Here is a 20699-nt window from a genome sequence, read left to right as displayed (position 1 = left end):
GAAGCCGATCTGTGCGCGATGTTCGATGTCAGCCGTACGGTAGTCCGTCACGCGCTGGATGAGTTGGAGTACGAAGAGTTAATTAAGCGTGTCAAGGGCAAGGGGACATTCGTAACCAGGCCCAAGATCAGAGAAGGGCTGGCGCAAAAACTGACGGGTTTTTATCAAGATATGATCGAGCAAGGTCTGCAACCTTTCACGAAAACCTTGCGGCGCCAGGTGGTCCCGTCCAACGCAAAGATTGCGAAGCTCCTCGACATAGAACCGGGCACCCTCATCTTTGATATAGAGCGCCTACGTTTTGTTGACAATGACCCCTTGCTCTTGGGGCTGACCTATATTCAATACGACGTCTGTCCTGGCTTGATTGCGGCCGATCTCAGCACGCAATCACTGTATGCCTTTCTAGAACAGGAATATGGGATTGTCATTGCCTATGCTCGTCGAACGATCGAAGCGGTAGTAGCCACTGAGTACGAAGCCCAACTGTTGGGCGTTCAGGAAGGAGCTGCTCTCCTGATGCTGCGCAGCCTGGCGTTTCTGCATGGATCAGGCCAGCGATCGCGGCACATAATCCGCAGAAAGCATAAGCTATGAGCTTGACGTTCTTTTCGTTGATGCCGCTGTAGTAGGCCGATTTCGCGTTGACGCCCACCGATTCGATGAACAAGCCGATGGATGTCTTTCTCACGAACAACCAACCCAGGAACAGCACCAACGCAACGAGATAAATCGAAACCGGTAAACCCAGGATATATCCATTCCCGAACCAAAAATAGGGCGTGTAGTAAATCGTCATGATTTGCCCGTTCGTAATGAGCTGGGCAATTCCGCGGCCGGCCACCATCAATATCAGCGTAGCAACCATCGGCTGCATTCTTCCTCTGGAAATGATCAATCCATTCCATAAACCACATACGGTTCCAGCCGCCAGATCGGCAAGGATAATGATCGTCAGCGGAGTATTCGTCGCATTCCTGGTTAGAATCTCGTTCGAGATCAACCTGTTTCCCAACGCCGGGTTGATCAACACGGCGCCCATCGCGGCCGAGATCGCGATTACAGCACCAACGGAGAGATCGACGCCGGCCGTTGCAATTACCAACGTCATGCCAATGGACACCAATATAAGCGGCGCCCCGTTGTTGAAAATGTCTATGATGTTGCCGTATAAATGCTTTCCGTAGGTAGGGTCTGACAAGATGCCAAGTTTAAAGAAGCTTGGATCAACGATAAGATTGAAAAGCAGGATAACGACCCATGCAACAAGCGGCCAGAACACCTGGCTGTTTTGGACACGTCTGAGAAATGATAATCGTTTCATAATTCTCCTGCCATGGTGTGAATCAGAATCTGAATATCTCCGCTGTCAGAGTCTTCAGCGACCATCTTACGGTCTTGCGCTGCCGCAACACGACCGTTGATTCGTAGTACTTCTTCCAACATGCTTTGTTAGTAGATAATTCCGAAGCGATGAGGCGCATCGCGAATTATATTCTGAGCGAATCCATTTTGCAACAACGCAATATCCGATAGGCAAGATATTCTCTGTCGGCCGGATATCGACCGGCGCATCATGTGACAGGGAAGCGGCACAAGCCATACCACTTCCCTGTCAACAAGATTATTCTCCGCAGAGGTTGCGTAGGCCTCATGCGCCTGTCAGATTTTAATACTTGCGAGTCGGCAGCAATTCGGCAGCGTTGTCCGGATAATATACCGTCTCGTTGGTGAGCACTTCCCGGTCAACCGGTTCGCCATTCATGAGTTTCAAGGCCATTTCCAGGACCTGCGGTCCCAGCAACGGGTTGCACTCAACATCAGCCTGGAACCAGCCGTCGACCATGGCCTGGAAGCCACCGCGAGTGCCGTCCACAGACACGATAAAGAGATCTCCTGGGTTGATGCCTGCTGCCTTCAAGGCTTCGATGGCGCCGATTCCCATGTCGTCGTTGTGAATGAAGATGCCCTGGAAATCCGTGCCGGCTTCATATTTTCTCAGGAAGGCCTGCATCACAGGAAGAGCTTCCGCACGAGTGAAGTTACCCGTCTGAGAATCCAGAATGGTGATGTTGGCATTGAGTTTATCCCGGAAGCCTTCTGCGCGGCCGACTGCTGCACCAGAGCCGGTCGTTCCAGAAAGCTCGAGGATCGCCGCGCCATCGGGGAAGTGTTTGTTGAATTCCTCGGCAGCTCGTTCGCCTTCCAACACCATATCGGAGCCGATGTGCGCCGCGTACAACGAAGGATCGGCGCTAACGCTACGGTCCACGATGATGACGGGGATACCGGCATTGTGGGCTTCGGTCAACACTGCTTCCCACCCATCTTCAACCACCGGGGGCAGTCCGATCACATTGACGCCCTGCTGGATGCAAGCACGCATGGCCGAGATCTGGTTTTCCTGCTTTTGCTGGGCATCAGAGAAAATCAATTGCTTGATCCCCAATTCCTGGGCAGTTTCTTTGATGGAAGCCGAGTTGGCAGTACGCCAGTCGCTTTCGGCACCGAGTTGAGGATAGCAGAACGTCATGTCTGCATAGGTACAATCCGGTGCACAATCAGCAGCTCCAAAGGGCATGGACTCGGCTGGTGCCGCTGGGGCAGCCGCCTCGGGAGCAGTTGTCGTGGCGGTAGAAGCACAGGCAGCGACGACCGCTACAATCACGACTGTCATCAAAACACTCCGTACGATTTTCATCTTCCTCTCTCCTTTTCGTATGGTCTTACGTTGCCAGGGTGAAGCAATTTCCCGTCACCTGGAAGCTGTATGAGCCGTATTCCATGTATTTTTCCGGCGCACCTCCACTATTCAGAATATCGTTATCTAAGGGCTTCTGGGATGAAGCTGCGTACGATCGACCGAATCAGATAGGCCTCACTTCCAAGAATGCAGATAGAACAAAGGGGACAATTTCAACAATACCTGTGTCATTTTTGCCAAAGGTTCCCGCTAACGTTCCCGCTAACGTTCCCGTTATCGTTCACAGCTCGGTATCAACTATATTAGTAAAAAGGAGGCGGTGTGTCAAGAGGCTGTATCCGGACTCAATCAGAGGCAGGGAAAGGCCTCTTGACAGCACAAACGGCGGACAGTGCGGTACGCATGAAGAAAGGTTCCGATCGGATCGCCCGAAAGGTGCCCTGCCTCGTCTTTTTGCTCAAAGCAACGGTTATTGTAGACTTTTCCTCTTCAAGGGATGTGTTTTATCATCCCCATCGGCAATTTCGTTAAACTGCCTCCTCCGCCCCGTTAGACGGCGCAATGCTTTACAAATCCTTTTAGATTTGCTATCATGTTATCGTTCCCGATAACGATAACAATAATTGTGAATCACATTCTCGCGAGTGTCGTTATAAGTAGGGGCACAGAGGACTCTCATGGCGGGCACAAACAAGAGGGCAACCATCAAGCAAGTTGCCAAGGCCGCAGGCGTATCGACCCAGACTGTTTCCAGGGTCATCAATAATCGACCGGATGTTGCCCCAGAGACACGCAAGCGAGTCCTGCAAGTCATCGACGAAATGGATTATCAACCCAGCGCGCTGGCCCGCAGCCTGATTCAGCAACGCAGCTATACCTTGGGCGTCGTCACTGCCGGATTGAAGTTCATCGGCCCTTCGCGCACCCTGAACGGCATCACAGGAAAAACCGAGGAACTCGGCTATTCCCTGCTGCTCCAGGAGCTTCCACGCTTCGACACGGAAGACATCAAACCCCTGGTGCAGAATCTGCTTGCCCGACACGTTGACGGCATCGTATGGGCAGTACCCGAAGTGGGCGATAACCGCCGCTGGATCGACGAACTCCTGGACGATATCCCCGTACCGGTCGTATTTCTCACCATGCAGCCTTATCCGGGAATTTCAACCGTCGCCGTTGACAACTACAGCGGAGGGGCCCTGGTCACCCAACACTTTCTGGATCAGGGGCGCCGAAAAATCGGGCACATCTCCGGTCCGCTGGATTGGTGGGAAGCCCGCCAACGCAAGCAGGCCTGGGAGGATACCCTGAAGAAAGCCGGCATCGAAGTCACGCAGGACCACTGGGTGGAGGGCAATTGGTCGTCTGCCAGTGGGGCAGAAGCGATTGCGGAACTGCTGCAGTCCTACCCGGAGATGAACGCGGTCTTTGTCGCCAACGACCAGATGGCGCTCTCTGTGCTTCAAGCTGCCCACCGCCAAAATCTACAAGTTCCCGGCGATCTTGCGGTAGCCGGTTTCGATAACATCGCCGAATCGGAATTCTTTTGGCCACCCCTGACCACGATCAATCACAATCAGTTCGAACTGGGTTGCCGGGCAATCCAGGAATTGGTCAGGCGGATCGAAGCGGTCCACAAGAAGGAGAAAATTGAGCCGCAACACATTTCCTTGCCTATTGAATTAATCACTCGGGAAAGCTCAGTTGTCGAGTAACTGACAGTTACATTCCTATCTTATCGGGAGGTTATCGTGATCGATTTCAATGAATTCGAGGTGTGGTTCGTAACTGGAAGCCAACATTTATACGGCGAAGCAGCGCTCAAGACGGTCGCAGATCATTCCCGGGAGATGGCGCAAACCATGACCCAATCCGGCAAGTTACCGGTCAAGGTCGTCTTCAAACCTGTCGTTACGACGCCCGATGCGATCACCAAGTTGTGTCGCGAGGCAAACAACGCCCAAAATTGTATCGGCCTGATCACATGGATGCATACATTTTCCCCCGCCAAAATGTGGATCGCCGGTCTATCTGCCCTGCGCAAGCCCTTCGTGCATCTACATACCCAATACAACCGCGACTTGCCCTGGCACGACATCGACATGAATTTCATGAACCTCAACCAGTCTGCGCACGGAGATCGCGAGTTTGGCTTCATCGTCAGCCGGATGCGGCTGGAGCGGAAGGTCATCGTCGGGTTCTGGCAGGATGACGACGTGCTCAGTGAGCTTGCCACGTGGATGCGGGCGGCCTGTGCCTGGCACGACATGCAGCAGGTCAGGGTCGCCCGTTTTGGAGACAACATGCGCGATGTCGCCGTCACGGAAGGCGACAAAGTCGAAGCGCAAATGCGCCTGGGCTTCTCCGTCTACGGGTATGGAGTCGGGGATCTTGTAGACGCGGTGAGCGCAGTCCCGGACGCCGAAATCGACAGCCTGCTGGATCAGTACGATCAACAATATCAGGTCAGCAAGGAACTGCGCCAGGGAGGAGACCAGCGGGCGGCGCTGCGCGAGGCTGCCCGGATCGAGCTGGGGCTGCGCGCCTTTCTGGAAAACGGGCACTTCAAGGCATTCACAACTACCTTCGAAGACCTGCACGGGCTGGTCCAACTGCCGGGGTTGTCCGTCCAGCGGTTAATGGCCGACGGTTACGGATTCGGCGCGGAAGGCGACTGGAAAACGGCCGCCCTCGTACGGGCCATGAAAGTCATGGCCGCCGGGTTGCCGGGGGGCACTTCTTTCATGGAAGACTACACGTATGATCTGAACATCAAATCGCCCAAGGTGCTCGGCGCCCACATGCTCGAAGTTTGCGAATCGATTGCCGGACAAAAACCCACCCTCGAAATCCACCCCCTTTCCATCGGCGGCAAAGCCGACCCGCCACGGCTGGTTTTCGATGTGCCCAAGGGGCCGGCGATCGTTGCCACCCTGCTGGACATGGGAAATCGCTTCCGCATGGTGGTCAACGAAATCGACGTCATCGACCCCGTGCAGCCGCTGGTAAGACTGCCGGTCGCCCGCGCGGTCTGGATCCCCCGACCGGACCTGAAGACGGCCGCCGCCGCCTGGATCCTGGCCGGCGGGGCTCATCACACCGGGTTCAGTCAGTCCCTCACCCGGGAGCACCTGGAGGACTTTGCCGCGATGGCGGGCATCGAATTCCTGACGATCGACGCGGCCACTACGCTGCCCGAATGGAAAAAGGAACTCCGTTGGAATGAAGCGTATTACCAATTTGCCAAGGGGTTCTAACACTGCCGGATAACCTTCGCCATAAAAGTGACGATCAGATGGATCTGGTGGACGCCCACTCACCGGTCGCGCATGCATTTCCAGCCAAGTGGATTACCGGAGCACTCCAGATGGCGAAACGGCACACCAAGTAAAGATTGACCGCAGAAATACCGACGCCGATCACAGGAGACGAGCATGAACCCAAACGATATCCCCAAAACGATTGAAGGCGGCAAGACCGCGCTGGGCATTGAGTTCGGCTCGACGAGAATCAAGGCGATTTTGATCGGCGAGGACCACACACCCATCGCCTCGGGAAGCTACGAGTGGGAAAACAGGTACGAAAACGGCGTCTGGACGTACCACCTCGAGGATGTCTGGGCCGGCCTGCAGGCCAGCTTCCAGGAACTGCGCGCGGAGGTCCAGAAGAACCATGGCGTCGCGCTGACAACCGTCGGCGCGATCGGATTCAGCGCCATGATGCACGGCTATCTGGTCTTCGATAAAAACGAAGAACTGCTCGTTCCGTTCCGTACATGGCGAAACACCATCACCGGAGAAGCGGCAGAGCGGCTTACCCAGTTGTTCCAATTCAACATTCCCCAGCGCTGGAGCATTGCACATCTCTACCAGGCCATCCTGAACAAAGAGCCGCATGTTCCCGACATTCATTTCCAGACCACCCTGGCGGGCTACGTGCATTGGAGACTGACGGGGCAATCCGTGCTGGGCGTCGGCGAAGCTTCGGGCATGTTCCCCATCGACAGTAAAACCAACGCATACGACGCCCACATGCTCGAGTTGTTCAACACAAGACTCGAAGAGAAAAAGATCCCCTGGAAACTCGAGGACATCCTACCCAAAGTCCTCATGGCGGGAGACGCCGCAGGCACGCTTACCGAAGAAGGCGTGGGGCTGCTCGACACGACCCGCCAGTTGCCCGTGGGCATCCCACTCTGTCCGCCCGAGGGCGACGCAGGCACCGGCATGGTCGCAACCAACAGCGTTGCCGAGCGGACCGGAAACGTGTCCGCCGGAACATCCGTCTTCGCCATGATCGTTTTGGAAAAGCCGCTATCGAAGCTCTATCCTGAAATCGATATGGTGACGACGCCCACCGGCAAGCCCGTGGCAATGGTGCACAGCAACAACTGCACCTCCGATCTCAACGCATGGGTCGCACTGTTCAAAGAATTCGCCCAGGTGTTGGGCGCAGCGACGAGTGAATCCGAGTTGTTCGAAATGTTGTATACACAAGGACTTGCCGGCGACGCGGACTGCGGCGGTATGCTGGCCTATAATTACGTCTCGGGCGAACATCTCACCCGCCTGGAGGAAGGACGTCCCCTGTTCGTCCGGACGCCCGAAAGCCGTTTCACGCTCGCGAATTTCATGCGTACGCATCTGTACTCGGCGCTCGGCGCCTTGAAGACCGGATTGGAGATCTTCGACAAGGAGCAGGTAAAGATCGACCAGATCCTTGGCCATGGCGGCTTCTTCAAGACCAAGGACGTCGGCCAGAAGATCATGGCGGCGGCGATGAACGTTCCCGTGTCCGTGATGGAGACGGCAGGCGAGGGCGGCGCATGGGGAATGGCCCTCCTGGCCGCTTACATGCTCCAAAAAGCTGCGAATGAACCTCTCGAAGCGTATCTCGCAGACAGGGTTTTCAGCGGACAAAAGGGCACGACGATCGCGCCCGATCCGGCGGACGTCGCCGGCTTTGCGGCATTCATGGAACGCTACAAGAAGGGACTCGACCTCGAGAGAGCGGCCGTGAATATCCTGAGGAATGGATAAGCTCGAACATTTTCGCCGTTAATCCCGCCACCGACCGCCATTTACCCAAGCGACTTCCGTTTCGAGGGCTTGACCCAGAGAACTCACTTATGGTCGAACTGGACTGCAAAGCCGTCGTGGTGAAGTATAAATCCCTGTCCGACGTACATGCCGAAAATGTACATCCGACCTGGAAATTGATCTCGAACATACGGTCACGGCTCTTTCGCCAGTACAGCCGGCTCCTTGAAGCGCGTGGTCAGAGCCAATCCCAGAATCAGGAGGGCCAGCAGCACAACGAGAGATGCGGTCATCGAGCCGTCGCTGGGGGAGCGGAAGCTGTCCATGCCAAAAATGAAGGCGATGCCCGAAATTTGGCCCACGAGCAGCAGCAGACCGTTGGAAGTACTTTCGGGCGCGGGATGGGTTATTTCGGCCCCGTATTGAAATCCCAACGGTCCCGCGCTCAACAGGAAGAAGCCCATTCCGAACGCAGAGGCGAGAAGAAGGGCATAACTGGATGAAAAAGAGACCCCCGCAAGGCCGATTACGGCGCCGGCCACTGCCAGGATCAAATACGGGACGCGCTTGCGGGCACGATCGGAAAGTACGGGGATAACCAGCGCGCCGACAATCCCGCCCACCACCATCAACCCTCCCGTGACGCCTGCCTGTGTAATCGAGAAACCCCTCGGCGCCACGATGTCCTCGATCCAGGTCGTCACCGCGTTGAATATTCCCAGGCCGACGAAGAAAACCAGCAGCAGCAGCACGAACTCACGATTGCGCAGCATCTGCTTCAACCCTTCAAACTCCAACGCGCGCTCCTCCTGGCCAGGAGCGTTGGGCGGCGTCGACGGCCGCTCCCTCGCAAACACGATAAAGACCATCGCGCCGACCACAGATACGATGCCGTAGGCCAGAAGCATGCCGGGGATTCCCATTTCGAGCGTAAGGAACGGCGTCAGGGCGAGGCCGAGGATGATGCCCATATACATCGCCAGCGAGCCAAAGCCCGAGGCGGTCGCCCTATCGCCGGCAGGAAACCAGCGCGCAGCCACGGTGGTGATCGCATTGAGGATAAAAGGCTGCCCCACCGCAATGCCGATCTGCGCCACCAGCGCCAGCGTGTAATCGTCTCCGACCAGGCCGCGCATTAAACCGAAGATGCCCGTGAATGCGGCCCCGATTCCAACGCCAACGTGCATGCCGTAGGTGTCGATGATCCACGAGGCGGGAATCGATACGAGGATGTATACGATCATAAAGCTCATGGATAACAGGCCGATACTCAAGTGCGACACGGAGAAAAATGCCGCCGCTTCGCTGGTGATCGCGGCGAAGGTGATCCAGAGCACTTGATTGATCGCCACAATCAGCATGAAAGCGACCAGAACGACCCATCGATATGGATATACCTTGAACGCTGTCTGACTCATTTGTGATCCTCCCGGCATGCCGGTATTCGTTCTGTGACGTTGGGAATTCGTCTGCTTTGAAGTTATTTCGGCAGTGAGGTAAATCGTGGCTGCTTCTCTTTGCTTAAGTAAACACGCCTTCGAGCCGGAGGATGCTCGCAACGCCTTCTGTGGTTAAACGATCTGCAGACGGAACAGCGGTGCACAACTCACCCGTCCGGCAGCATGTCCCTTTCACTATCCGGACTTTCCGGACGAGGTTTCACTCCCCGCGAGCGCCCCGCTTATCACCCGGATCACTCCCAGGGCAATTCTTCCGGCTTTATCGAATCCTTCAACGCTCAATCTTTCAGGAGCGTCTTCTCGTGTATGGACGAACCAGCTATCCCGTCCAAAGCCAAGAATGGTCGCGGCGCAAAAATCCCGCTCAGAAAATGCCTGGTGATCGAGCAAAGCGCCAACGAGCGGTAGACTACGCAGCCGATAGCCCAGGGATTCGCCGGCCTGCCGGATCGCTTCTGCGACGGGCATGTTCCCTTCGCCCCCGGAGCACGTTTTCCCGTCAATCAAAAACATGGTCCCATCGACGCCAATCCCCTCAAAATTAATGACGTACAGACCTGCGGTTGCGGCTTGAAGTTCGAGCCTTTCGAGATTTTCCCGGACGTACGCCTCCGACCCCATGGTCCACAATTCCTCGGCTCCTGTGATCAGAATTGTAATTTTCATCTTCTCCAGTATTTCTTCGTGCCTTTTCAGTATTTCCGCGAGATGCAGCACGATCGCCATTCCCGATGCATTATCGATTGCGCCGGGAGAGTCGTTCCCGACGCCGATCAGCAGGAGCGGGATGCTGGCGACGACGGCCAGAACAGCGACGCTCAGCACTGCCAATTCAAGGTCGAAAAAGATGCTCAACAAAGTAAGCATTGTGAAAAGAAATCCTGCGAGAAAAACGATCCCGAACAGAAGCATACGTACGATCAGCGGGAATGCCTGGCTCTTCGAGTCATGGTGTGCCATGAGAATCAGTTCGATTCGTGAATCGTTGCCGCCAGCAGCGGATGAAGCAGCGACGACGTTTTTCGTTTTGTAGGTCTTGCCCAACCTGGCACATATCCTCGAAAGGACCGATTGGCCGTCTTTCTGGAGGGAGCTCTCCAGGATTGCACGATTCGCCCTGGGAACGGCAGCGAGCAGGATCAGAAGCAGGATGGCGGAGACTGTGGATAGAAGGACCGAACGCTGACGAATCCAAAGTGCGGAAATGATTACGGCGGCACCAAGCAGAAGCTCCAACTTGATAAAAATTCCCGGGGCCGACGTGAACGTAAAATTCGGACATTCCACGTGATAGCCACACCGGTCCAGGAACCGGCCGATATCCGCAACGATCTCGTCGTCTCCCGTCGTGCCAGCCAACCGGGGCTGCGCATACTTCTTCGCCAAACGTAAAGCGGCTCCGGGTATAAACATCACCTGCAACTCCCCTCTTCATAAAGAAAATACCACAATCCAGTCTGCTGCTGGATCGAGAAAATTCTCGGGCGGTGCACCCGAAACCGCCGCTTTACAGCCCGCCCACTTCCACCATATGCCCTACGGCTTCCTGTCCCATATCCGTGAACGTAAGAAGTGAGTGATCCAAATGGATGATATATTCAGCAAGCACTTGCCGGATGTTATCATTAGGCATTCAGGAGACTCTTGTGCCACTATCGCTACCCGACAAATGGATATGGGATTTTTGGTTTGCCCAAGATGGGCTTGAATATCACGTGTTCTACCTTCAAGCGCCCAAATCCTTGGGGGACGAAAAACTGCGTCATTGGCATGTTTCCATCGGCCACGCCGTCTCGAGGGATCTTATGAGTTGGTCCGTGCTGCCCGATGCAATTTCACCCAGCCGTGACCCAAATGCTTTCGACAACTACACCACCTGGACGGGAAGCACAATCCGGCATGACGGTATCTGGTATCTGTTTTTCACCGGCACCCGCAAGCAAGAGAAGGGCCTGGTACAGCGGATTGGATTCGCCACATCGCGGGATCTCGTCTCCTGGACCAAAAACCCCGGCAATCCGGTCGTCGAGGCCGACCCAACCTGGTATGAGCTTCTGGGCCAATCCAATTGGCACGATCAAGCCTGGCGCGATCCGTGGATCTTCCGGCACCCCGATACGGGAAAGTTCCATGCTTTGATCACCGCGCGCGTGAATTATGGCCCCGCCGATGAACGCGGCGTGATCGGACACGCGGTGTCTGACGACCTGCACCGTTGGGAAGTGTTACCCCCGATCACTCAACCCGGAAAGTTCGGGCATATGGAGGTCCCTCAGATCGTTGAAATCCAGAATCGCTATTACTTGATCTTCAGCGCATCGTCCGACATGTACGCTCAGAGTTACCTTAAGGAAATGGACCCTGACCCACTTTCCGGATCCCATTACATGATCGGGGCCGATTCATTGGGGCCGTATAAGTATCTAAGCGAGCGATTCTTCCTCGGCGATCGATACGGAAGTCTGTACTCATCGAAGGTTATACAGACGCAGCGCGGGAATTGGGTATTGATCGCATTCCGAAATTATGCTGCCGACGGTTCTTTCATCGGGGAACTCAGCGATCCCATTCCCGTGGACGTTGCACCTGACGGGCAGCTGGTAATCCATACAGGCTGAGTTCGCCATTCTTCATCATCCGGGTCGCCGGCATTTCACTGTGATCAAGTATTTCCAAACACTCGCTTCGTTCAGGATCGAGTTATTCCCTCACCAGAAAATTTCAACCGCCGCTAGATCGTAAACCGCCGAAGTTGTCCATCTTCATTTGAATATTCGATCTCTGACCGGCAGTCTTGAAGATCGCTGGTCAGCTCACAGTACTGCTCCTTATTTTCCCACCTGAGTTTGAAACCCGATGCGTTTCTTCCTGCTATCGAAAACTCTCCGTTGAAGGCTTCATGCTGATTCCTGAAACGGATGAGCTTGATCAATCGCCGGACGGCTCTCTTTTGAAGGGCTTCATCGATGTTCGCCTTAGAGAAATTCTGCCGGTTGATCGCACGGCCCTCCCCAGTGGTTTCCACGCCAAGATAATCATTCTCCCCAGCAAGCAGCCCGACGTAGTAAACCTGCGGCACGCCCGGAGTGAAAAACTGAATCGCCCGGGCCGTCAGATAGGCATCCTCATTCTTTCCGAGAGCATCGTAATAGGTGATGTTGATCTGGTGGGCATCGAATCCGTCTTTCTGTGTAGATTCCGACAGAATGCGATTCAGGTTCGCGCCCCTCTCCAGGCACAGGTCCACGATCCATTTCGCCTCTTCCACCTCAAGTATGTCATCCAGATCCGGCTGGACGGGTATCCCGTCATGGCAATCCAGCATGGTGATCTGCTTGCGCGGGCAATTCTCGAGATGATCCAGTAATTTCGATGGATCCTTGGCTTCCAGGGTATACAAGACCAACAAGGGAAGAATAAAATCATACACCCAATAACCGTGGGAGGCCAATTTGGACTGCGTGGTGTGATGTGCGTGCACCTCGGGGAGAAGTTGCAGGTCCAGATCAGAAGCCACTTCAATCAACCAGTCGATGAACGCATAAATCTCCGGCTCCACCATGAAACATGAAGTTCCCGGTTTCTTGATCACATAGCCAATCGCATCCAGGCGGATGAACTTAATGTTTTGTTCACTCAAAAAGCGCAGCAGATCGGTGAAAAACTGCCTGGTGACCGGCGAAGTGATATCCAGGTCAATCTGCTCGGAGTAGTCGGCCTGCGGACCAAAAGAAGCCCAGATGCGCTCTATTTCACCCGTGTCCTGGATCCTTACATCAAGGAAAGGGTGCTCTGGTTTCCGCAAGAAGATCTTTTTCACGTCCTCGGCTGGAGGGTTTCCGTCTGGCCATACTTTATCCAGCGTGATGAACATATCCGCGTAGGGCGATTTGCGACCTTTTTTGACAAAGTCCTGGAAATAGCGCGAATATGCGGAGATATGATTGACCATAATGTCAACCATCAGGTCGAATTCCGCTCCGATCGCATGAATATCCGCCCAGACGCCGAAATCCGGATTGATTTTCCGGTAGGTCGTCGGCGCAAAGCCGCGATCCCCGGTGGAAGGAAACGGCGGCAGGATGTGGACGCCTCCAGGAAATACTTCCATGAAATGCTCTCGCAAGAGTCGTCCAAGAATTGATAAATTTCCGCCAAGAGAATCCGGATATGTAATCAGCTGAACTTTGTTTTTCATCTTGATCTTAGCGTTAATCGTATGATCCTAAATGACAATCAGCGGCTTCCAACCCGCAATTTCCCGGAGGGAAGAGCAATACGTCGCAGCGAAAGCCAACCGGTTTGTTCGGTTGTTCATCCAATTGACCGGCGGCGAATGATGAAGGTGTGGATGACAAACATCGTGCATTGCTATCCATGAATGCCGGTTTGGGCGATGCCTTCCACAAAACGCCGCTGCATGACAAGGAATATGACAACTGGGGGTATGGAAGCCAGCGCAATACCGGCCATCAAGTAAGCAGTCGTCGGTGTCGTCACCTGCGCCCCCCGATTCAGGAAATTCAAGCCAACCTGCAGCGTCCACATGTCGGGTGTTCTGGCAAAGATCATCGGCCTCAACAGCGCGCTCCATTCCGCCAGCCAGGTAAGGATGAAAATCGTCAAAAAGGGTGGTCCGGAAAGCGGCAGCATCAAGGACAGAAATGTACGCAGATAACCCGCGCCATCCATGCGCATCGCTTCTTCCAGCTCTATGGGCACCGTGATGAAAAACTGGCGGAACATGAAAATCGCAAATGGATTGGCGATAACGGGGACGATCAGAGCCAGAAAGGTATTGATCCACCCCCACTTGGCCAGCATCAAATACAGCGGTACAAAGATCAATTCAAAGGGAAGAATGAGCGTCGCCAGAAAAATAACAAAAATGGCATCGCGCCAGATGAACCTGATCCGTGCAAAGGCATAACCCGCTAACGCAGCGACAATGATCTGTCCGGCTGTCACCGAAAAAGTAACGATCAAAGAATTGCGCGTCTGCAGCAAGATATTGAAATTCGGTGCGTCGAAGATATCGATATAATTTCGCCACTGCGGTTCTTCCGGAAGAATGGTTTCGGGTCTGGTATCTGCCTCCCGGTTGGTTTTCAGGGAACCGCCCAGCATATACACAAGAGGAAAGAGAAAGAGAACGGCCAGAACGATCAGTAGAAACATGGTCCCATAACTTCGTTTTCTAACCACAATCCTTCCTCCTCCTAGTAGTAACTTTCCGCGCGGCGGCTGGCTAGAAATTGTGCCAGCGTCAGTAAAAGAATCGCGACCAGCAGAAAAGTGGCTGCTGCCGACGATACGCCCATCGTGTTGGGGAATCTCTCGTAAAGATAGTAAACCAGGGTTGTTGTGGCGCCCGCCGGACCGCCCTGGGTCATCACAAAGATTGGTTCAAACCCGCGCACGGTAAAAATGACCGTCGAGATGACCAGGAGGAACGTGGTTGGTGCAAGGAGCGGCCAGGTGATGTAACGAAACAAATGCCATTCCGACCGGGCACCATCAATCGCGGCCGCCTCATAATAATCCCTGTTTATGCCCTGCAATCCAGCCAGGTAAATGACCATTGCGTATCCGGCCGATTTCCAGGTGTTCATCAAGGCAATCGCCACCATTGCCCAATTGGAATCAGATGTCTCCCACTTAGGGAAAGGTATGCCAATTTGCCCGAACAGGTGAGATGCAAAGCCTTCTATTGGCGTTGCCGTCAGTATCCATTGAAAGATGATGCCGGCGGCCACAAAAGAGATGGACAACGGAATGAAGTAGACGGTGCGGAACAAGCTGCGACCTGCGATCCCTTTCCGGTTGACCAACATAGCCAGCAGCAAGCCCAACCCGATCTGGGCGGGTACGGCCAACACCATGTAATATCCCGTATTGAGAACGGCCCGCCAGAAGCGGGGGTCGTGAAAAATGGTAACGTAATTTTTCAGCCCGACAAATTCGGGAGTTCCCAAAATTCCCCATTTGTGGAAACTGATGTAGATGACAAAGCCAATGGGATAAAGCAGAAAAATGGCAACCAGGACGATAGCTGGAAAGATGAAAGAATAGCCTACGAGCGTGGTTCGAAATTTTCGCAACATAATCATCAACGTCCTTGGAAAAGAGGCGGGCCGCCTTCGACGTCCCGCCTCTTTGAGGCTGCAGCTTACGGCAGGATGCCGTCGATTTCGGTTTTCAGTGCGTTGAAGCGTTCAACGATATCCGCATCATTGAGCATGACATCATCCCAGGCCAGAGAAAAGGCGTTGGAAATATCGGTGTATTCCGGGATGGGGTAACGCGCGACGCCGAACGGCGTCTGGTTTACAAAGCCTGCCAGGAAGGGATAGTCAGCCAGATGCGCCTGATATTCCTCGCTGTTGGCTGCGGAGGTGGTTACCGGGAGGTTGCCCGATTGCTTCTGGAAGGCGATCTGGAACTCGTCGGTGAGCATGTATTCGCCAAAGGCGAAGGCGCATGCTTCTTGGTCCGCGGTCGGGGTCTTGCCAATGAACAACTGGTTGCCGCCGAGGTTGGTGGCCGGTATCACGTCGCGGGGATACGGCACCACGGTGAAGTTGAAGTCCGTAAAGGTGGAGAGTGTTGGGAAGTTCCAGGGACCATTTGCGACGATGGCCACTTCGCCGGCATACCAGGCAGCAGCATCCCAGCCTTCGGTTCCCGTGATTGCGTAACCGTTGGCCAGCAGGTCTTTCTGGAGCTGTACAGTACGGATGGCGGCGTCGCTGGCCACGTCGGGAATGCCGGCGCTCAGATCACCGCCGGCCGCGGCATACCAGGCGTGGAAGGTCCAGAAATCCCACCCGGCCTGGTTTACGGTGACAAGGAAGCCCGCCATGCCATCGTTGGCATCGGTTACTTTTTGAATGGCGTCGGAAAATTCCTCCCAAGTCCAGGTTTCTTCAGGATTTTGGGAGGGGATGGCTACACCAGCCGCGGCGAAAGCATCGGTGTTGATCCACATGGCCGTGTTGTTGGTCATCCAGGGCAGGCTGCGCACCTTGCCCTCGTAGGACGAAAGCTCCAGAAGGGCCGGGATGATGTTCGATTTGATATCCGGGTTCGCATTCAACCACCCATCAACATCGGCCAACACATCGGCCTCCACGTAAGCACCGGTCTCGGAGCTTGCCATCCACCAGAGGTGAGGGCGAGTCGGGTCGTCGATGGGAAGGGCCAGGCCGGTGCGAATCAGGGCCGGGTCTTCGATGCCGAGATTGTTGAAGACGATCTCGCAGGACGGATTTTGCTCGTAATACTTGGGCATCAGATCGTTGACGAGGAACTCCTCGGTTTCCGGCGGGATGGTGTGCCATAAGTTGATCACAGCTTTTTCAGCGGGACTTTCTGCTGCGGGCTCCTCTGCCGCAGGTTCCTCCGCGGCAGGTTTTTCTGTTGCGGGTTTGGCACCACCGCAGGCTGCCAATACCAGTACCAAGAGCAGTAAGATATTGGTCAGCATTGCCAGTTTACGTTTAGACATCTTCTCTTCTCCTTCATGTCTAATCTCGAGTGGGTTAAACGTGAATTTTCGTGTTCTCGGCACTTAAATCGGGATCACTTTGTATCTCAATATCAAAACCTCCTCTCCCAAGGCCTTTCCCTTTTGGTTTGGCGAATTGATCCTGATACAAAGTGGTCGGGGTCTTCTCGGCCTTTATTGTCAGTTTGAGCCGTGTTCGATATACTTACAAAGGCAAAAGACCTGCTTGGTGAGTGGGTTTCTTTGCATCAGGAAGACATCGTATACCAGCATTGGCCTTACGATGTCTTTCTCTTGTTATCAGAAAGCATTCCGATACGCGCTAGACAGTGTCTCTTTCCACAATCGAAAACTGCAGGGTCACGTTCTGTTTGGGTTTGTTGACGTCATGGATGCGTTTTAGCAACAACTCAGCCGCAATTCGCCCGGATTCGTCCAATTGCTGGCTGATGGTGGTCAAACCAATGTGGCTGGCAAAATCCAGATCATCGAAACCGATCAAAGCCAGGTCGTTCGGAATCCGTATGCCGTTTTTCCTGGCTACAGAGAGCACCTGCATCGCCAACTCATCGCTGGCTGTAAAAATCGCGGTGGGTCTATGGTGGTGGTTGAGTAACTTCTGAATTTGAGCGGGGACATCTCCCGGTGAAGGGAATATCACGTGGACATCCGCGAGTTTTCCCCCGTTTTTCAATAGAAATTGTCGGAATCCTCGGTAGCGGTCTTCACTGGGTCGAATGGCATAATCCGGCAAACCCCCGTCGCCAATAAAGCCACAGTCGGTATGCCCTTTCTTCAACAAGTATTCGGCCGCTAACCGCCCTCCCTCGAAATTATCCACGAGAACGTTGCAAAACGATGGATGGGCGAATTCAATCGAAACGATCGGAAAGTGATTGGAGAGGAATCGGTTTGCGATGCTGTCGTCCACAGACAGCGCCATTGTAATCACGCCATCCAGCCTGCGCGTGACCGGCAGCGTCTCGAGATAATGCAGGACCTGACCCATCGATTCGACCGGATAGATGACCAGTTCGTACGAGTTCGCCGCCAGGACAGAGGAAACGCCGCGCATCCGCTGTACAAAGGAAGGATGGGTAAAGAAGGGCGTCAGCACACCGATTCTCCCGAGCTGCTTCTTTGCCTGAGCTTGCGCAGCGGCCTTGGGCACAAATTGAAGCCGGTCGATGGCCGCCAGGACCTTATCTCGAGTTTCTTGTTTGACCAGATTGGGTGAGTTCAACACTCTCGAGACAGTTGAAATGCTAACCTGGGCTTCCCTCGCAACGGAGTAAATCGTGGGATCCTGCTCAGATGACATACGCTCTCTCGTATAGAAGTGTTTTCATGAAAGCGCTTTCATTATAGATTAACAATGAAAATAATGTCAAGTGGCAGTGTGTTTTCGGGACGAAAACCCGCGAACGGTACGGTGAGGAATTACTTGTTCGGAGAAAAAATTTTGGAAAAGGATGATGGCAAAGGGATGGACGTCGAAAAATCCATCCCCACGATTATCCTGCCGGGATAGGCTGGAGTATGTCTGCGCCCGTTCATCGATCCGCAGACGCCGGCTGCCGCTTCCCGGCTCACATTTCGATCATCGGTTTGCAGACCCCATCTTGCAGGGAGGCCATCAGCTCGAACGCTTCCCCCGCCCGCTCCAGCGGAAAGCGATGGGTGACCAGCGCGGGCAAATCCACCACGCCTCGCTCCACCAGCGCGATACCGCGTTCGTGGACGGACTTCATGCGCCGGGACATGAGGATCGAGAGCCCCTTGGACCGCGCCGGACTGTTCCGAAACGTGGTCGCGTCTTCGAACGGAATACCCACGATCACCACTTTGCCGCCCGGTCGGGCCATTTCCACTGCGTGGTTCACGGCCTCTCCGCCCCAGGCCGCTTCGATCGCAACGTCCACGCCTCTTCCCCGAGTCTGCTCCAGAAGCCAGGCGGCGGGGCTGTCCGTTTGCGGGTCGCATACGGCCGTCGCGCCCATCGCCTTGGCCAGATCACGCCGCTCGGGAACCGGCTCGCTGACGTAGGCGGCGCGCACGCCGGAAGCCAGTACCAATTGAAGGATGACCTGCCCGATCGGCCCGGCCCCCAAGATGGCCACAGAGTCGCCCGGCTTGAGCTTGGACAGCGTCATCACGTGAATCCCGATCCCCAGCGGCTCGAGCATCGCGCCGTCGACGAAATCCAGACCGTCCGGCAGCGGGACACAGAGATGCGCGGGGTGGACGTAGAACTCGCTCAGCGCCCCCTGCACAGGGGGTGAAGCCGGAAAGCGCGTGTTGGGACAGCAGTTGGGATTCCCATCCAGACAGACCTCACAGCGTCCGCAAGGGACGGCGGGGTCGACCGCCACGCGCGTGCCGACCGGCGGTCCTTCCACCCCGGATCCCAGCGCGGCGATCTCACCGGCAAACTCGTGGCCCAGGATGAAGGGAAACTGTACTTCGGCGTCCCCGATTTTGCCGTCCTTGTAGAAGTGGACGTCGGATCCGCACACGCCAACTGCCCGAACGCGAACCAAGGCCTCACCCGGCGCCGGCTCTGGGTCGGGCAATTCATCAAGCCGTATGTCACGAATCCCGTGAAGTCGTGCTGCTTTCATCGAGTGCCTCCTTGTGTTCTCGATCGAATCGATGGCCGGTGGAACGGGTTGCTCCGGAAAACGGAAAATCTTTCCCGATGATCATATATCGTACACCAGAATAGAACCGACAGGGTGATGACAGTGTGTACGAACGCCCTGCTCGCTTCCGCATCAGCCGCACGCAGCATACGAACGGCGTTCAACCCGGCGGCGCCGCACTGCCGCTCATACGACTGCCGGGCCGATCCAGATTTGTGATTGAGAATCGAAGCGCCAGCCCGGTGCGTCGATGGAGAGGCTGCGCCGAGACCAACCGGCGGCAACGCGCTGCATGGTTTCATCCCAGGCGAGAATGCCGCTCAACGCATCCGCGGCCTCCACGTTGCACGCGCCCACGGCCACCGCCGCCACGAGCGCTTCCTCGGCGGACAGGCCGCGCAGCAGGCCGCTGAGCAGCCCGGCGATGGTCGCGTCGCCGGCTCCGGTCGTGCCGACGACGTCCACCTGGAAGCACGGGATCCACAATTCCTTACCGGCCCAGGCGTCGGGATCGTGCGGGCCGGCTGCGCCCATGGATTCCATCTCCGCACGGCCGCCGGTGCGCAAATACAGTCCCCGATCTCCCAGTTTGAAGCCGACGACCTTTACGCCCAAGTCGAGCAGTTGGCCGCTCAATTCCGTGAGCAGCGGTGCGCTGATCCGGGCCGAGATGCCATCCACCCGGGTCAGTTCGTCGTACGTCCTGCGGCGCAGCATGTACAGCGTCTCTTCGATGCTGGGCACGAAAATATCCGTGTATGGCCCAGCCGCCTTCAAAATGGCGGCCCAGTCGACCTGTCCGCCCGACGATGAAGGATCGGGAAGCGTCATGTCGAGCGAGGTGGTAAGGCCGAGCGTTTTGGCCCGGCGGAGAATCTGTACCAATTGGGCGCCACGCTCGACGTACATTCGTTCCATCACGGGCGGATAACCGAAGTGCAGCAGACGCCCCTGCTCGAGCAGGTCGTCGCCCAGGTCCTCGGCGCTGAAAGAGTCGGTGGCGCCCGGGCAATGCAGGAAGGTGCGGTCGATTCCCGGCGGGTTGATGATGATCGTGTACGAGGTGCTGACCGCTTCGTCCACCAGCATATCGTCTGCCAGGCCGGTCCCATAAGATTCCATGATTTGACGAATCTCCCGGCCGAACGGATCGTCGCCGATCTTGCCCACCAGACGGGTGGCGCTGCCCAGCTTGTGCAGCGTCAAGCCCGTGTTCGAGACCACGCCGCCGGGCGCGAAATGCACCGGGCCCACGCTCAGCAGGCTGCCTGGCCGGAACAGCGAATCCCATTCGCCCTGCGGAATGGCAGAGAGATCGGGAAGGATGTCCAGGCAGACATGCCCCGC

Annotated in this window: 15 protein-coding genes; 4 read left to right on the top strand and 11 right to left on the bottom strand. The window is 55.5% G+C overall.

The annotated features are described in order from the left end of the window. Nucleotides 1-427: 427 nt before the first annotated feature. Complete coding sequence (locus P8Z34_11460; protein MEJ2551290.1) at nucleotides 428-1324, bottom strand: ABC transporter permease; 897 nt, start codon at nucleotides 1322-1324, stop codon at nucleotides 428-430. 345 nt (nucleotides 1325-1669) lie between these two features. Then, complete coding sequence (locus tag P8Z34_11455; protein MEJ2551289.1) at nucleotides 1670-2701, bottom strand: ABC transporter substrate-binding protein; 1032 nt, start codon at nucleotides 2699-2701, stop codon at nucleotides 1670-1672. A gap of 680 nt (nucleotides 2702-3381) precedes the next feature. Here P8Z34_11455 and P8Z34_11450 point away from each other — a divergent pair. From P8Z34_11450 to P8Z34_11440, 3 genes are all read left to right on the top strand, one after another. After that, the gene (locus P8Z34_11450) at nucleotides 3382-4419 is read left to right on the top strand and encodes a LacI family DNA-binding transcriptional regulator (protein ID MEJ2551288.1); all 1038 of its coding nucleotides are present in this window, start codon (nucleotides 3382-3384) and stop codon (nucleotides 4417-4419) included. 36 nt (nucleotides 4420-4455) lie between these two features. Further along, nucleotides 4456-5961: an L-arabinose isomerase gene (gene araA, locus P8Z34_11445; GenBank protein ID MEJ2551287.1), complete on the top strand. Its 1506-nt coding sequence runs from the start codon at nucleotides 4456-4458 to the stop codon at nucleotides 5959-5961. A 177-nt stretch (nucleotides 5962-6138) separates the two neighbouring features. Then, nucleotides 6139-7743, top strand: coding sequence for an FGGY-family carbohydrate kinase (locus P8Z34_11440; protein MEJ2551286.1), 1605 nt, complete (start codon nucleotides 6139-6141; stop codon nucleotides 7741-7743). A 194-nt stretch (nucleotides 7744-7937) separates the two neighbouring features. Here P8Z34_11440 and P8Z34_11435 read toward each other — a convergent pair whose 3' ends face one another. Further along, on the bottom strand, nucleotides 7938-9161 hold the full coding sequence (locus P8Z34_11435) for an MFS transporter (protein MEJ2551285.1): 1224 nt from the start codon (nucleotides 9159-9161) through the stop codon (nucleotides 7938-7940). A 216-nt stretch (nucleotides 9162-9377) separates the two neighbouring features. Continuing rightward, a complete protein-coding gene (locus tag P8Z34_11430) occupies nucleotides 9378-10616 on the bottom strand; it encodes a M28 family peptidase (protein MEJ2551284.1) in 1239 nt (412 codons plus the stop codon). Nucleotides 10617-10849: 233 nt separating this feature from the next. On the opposite strand from P8Z34_11430, the gene P8Z34_11425 reads away from it, so the two are divergent. Next, on the top strand, nucleotides 10850-11821 hold the full coding sequence (locus P8Z34_11425) for a family 43 glycosylhydrolase (protein MEJ2551283.1): 972 nt from the start codon (nucleotides 10850-10852) through the stop codon (nucleotides 11819-11821). A 113-nt stretch (nucleotides 11822-11934) separates the two neighbouring features. On the opposite strand, the gene gtfA is transcribed toward P8Z34_11425, so the two are convergent. The 7 genes from gtfA to P8Z34_11390 form a co-directional block, all read right to left on the bottom strand. Next, a complete protein-coding gene (gene gtfA, locus P8Z34_11420; protein MEJ2551282.1) occupies nucleotides 11935-13401 on the bottom strand; it encodes a sucrose phosphorylase in 1467 nt (488 codons plus the stop codon). Between the two features lie 173 nt (nucleotides 13402-13574). Next, complete coding sequence (locus P8Z34_11415; protein MEJ2551281.1) at nucleotides 13575-14408, bottom strand: carbohydrate ABC transporter permease; 834 nt, start codon at nucleotides 14406-14408, stop codon at nucleotides 13575-13577. Nucleotides 14409-14422: 14 nt separating this feature from the next. Next, nucleotides 14423-15307, bottom strand: a complete 885-nt coding sequence (locus P8Z34_11410; protein MEJ2551280.1) for a sugar ABC transporter permease — start codon at nucleotides 15305-15307, stop codon at nucleotides 14423-14425. A 65-nt stretch (nucleotides 15308-15372) separates the two neighbouring features. Beyond that, the gene (locus tag P8Z34_11405) at nucleotides 15373-16710 is read right to left on the bottom strand and encodes an extracellular solute-binding protein (GenBank protein ID MEJ2551279.1); all 1338 of its coding nucleotides are present in this window, start codon (nucleotides 16708-16710) and stop codon (nucleotides 15373-15375) included. Between the two features lie 322 nt (nucleotides 16711-17032). Beyond that, on the bottom strand, nucleotides 17033-18031 hold the full coding sequence (locus tag P8Z34_11400; GenBank protein ID MEJ2551278.1) for a LacI family DNA-binding transcriptional regulator: 999 nt from the start codon (nucleotides 18029-18031) through the stop codon (nucleotides 17033-17035). Nucleotides 18032-18299: 268 nt separating this feature from the next. Further along, a complete protein-coding gene (locus tag P8Z34_11395; protein MEJ2551277.1) occupies nucleotides 18300-19331 on the bottom strand; it encodes an alcohol dehydrogenase catalytic domain-containing protein in 1032 nt (343 codons plus the stop codon). Nucleotides 19332-19538: 207 nt separating this feature from the next. Further along, a partial coding sequence (locus tag P8Z34_11390) for a carbohydrate kinase family protein (protein MEJ2551276.1) occupies nucleotides 19539-20699 on the bottom strand: 1161 nt, incomplete at its 5' end.

This window comes from Anaerolineales bacterium (assembly GCA_037382465.1).
Classification (GTDB): Bacteria; Chloroflexota; Anaerolineae; order Anaerolineales; family E44-bin32; genus WVZH01.
Note: the sequence above shows the minus strand (reverse complement) of the source record. Positions and strands in the feature narration are given on the sequence as shown.

What these genes read in the sequence shown, in the direction of transcription:
- P8Z34_11395 (MEJ2551277.1), bottom strand. Translation starts at nt 19,331, where the DNA reads ATGAAAGCAGCACGACTTCACGGGATTCGTGACATACGGCTTGATGAA.
- P8Z34_11405 (MEJ2551279.1), bottom strand. Translation starts at nt 16,710, where the DNA reads ATGTCTAAACGTAAACTGGCAATGCTGACCAATATCTTACTGCTCTTG.
- gtfA (MEJ2551282.1), bottom strand. Translation starts at nt 13,401, where the DNA reads ATGAAAAACAAAGTTCAGCTGATTACATATCCGGATTCTCTTGGCGGA.
- P8Z34_11435 (MEJ2551285.1), bottom strand. Translation starts at nt 9,161, where the DNA reads ATGAGTCAGACAGCGTTCAAGGTATATCCATATCGATGGGTCGTTCTG.
- P8Z34_11455 (MEJ2551289.1), bottom strand. Translation starts at nt 2,701, where the DNA reads ATGAAAATCGTACGGAGTGTTTTGATGACAGTCGTGATTGTAGCGGTC.
- P8Z34_11400 (MEJ2551278.1), bottom strand. Translation starts at nt 18,031, where the DNA reads ATGTCATCTGAGCAGGATCCCACGATTTACTCCGTTGCGAGGGAAGCC.
- P8Z34_11410 (MEJ2551280.1), bottom strand. Translation starts at nt 15,307, where the DNA reads ATGTTGCGAAAATTTCGAACCACGCTCGTAGGCTATTCTTTCATCTTT.
- P8Z34_11440 (MEJ2551286.1), top strand. Translation starts at nt 6,139, where the DNA reads ATGAACCCAAACGATATCCCCAAAACGATTGAAGGCGGCAAGACCGCG.
- P8Z34_11430 (MEJ2551284.1), bottom strand. Translation starts at nt 10,616, where the DNA reads ATGTTTATACCCGGAGCCGCTTTACGTTTGGCGAAGAAGTATGCGCAG.
- P8Z34_11450 (MEJ2551288.1), top strand. Translation starts at nt 3,382, where the DNA reads ATGGCGGGCACAAACAAGAGGGCAACCATCAAGCAAGTTGCCAAGGCC.
- P8Z34_11460 (MEJ2551290.1), bottom strand. Translation starts at nt 1,324, where the DNA reads ATGAAACGATTATCATTTCTCAGACGTGTCCAAAACAGCCAGGTGTTC.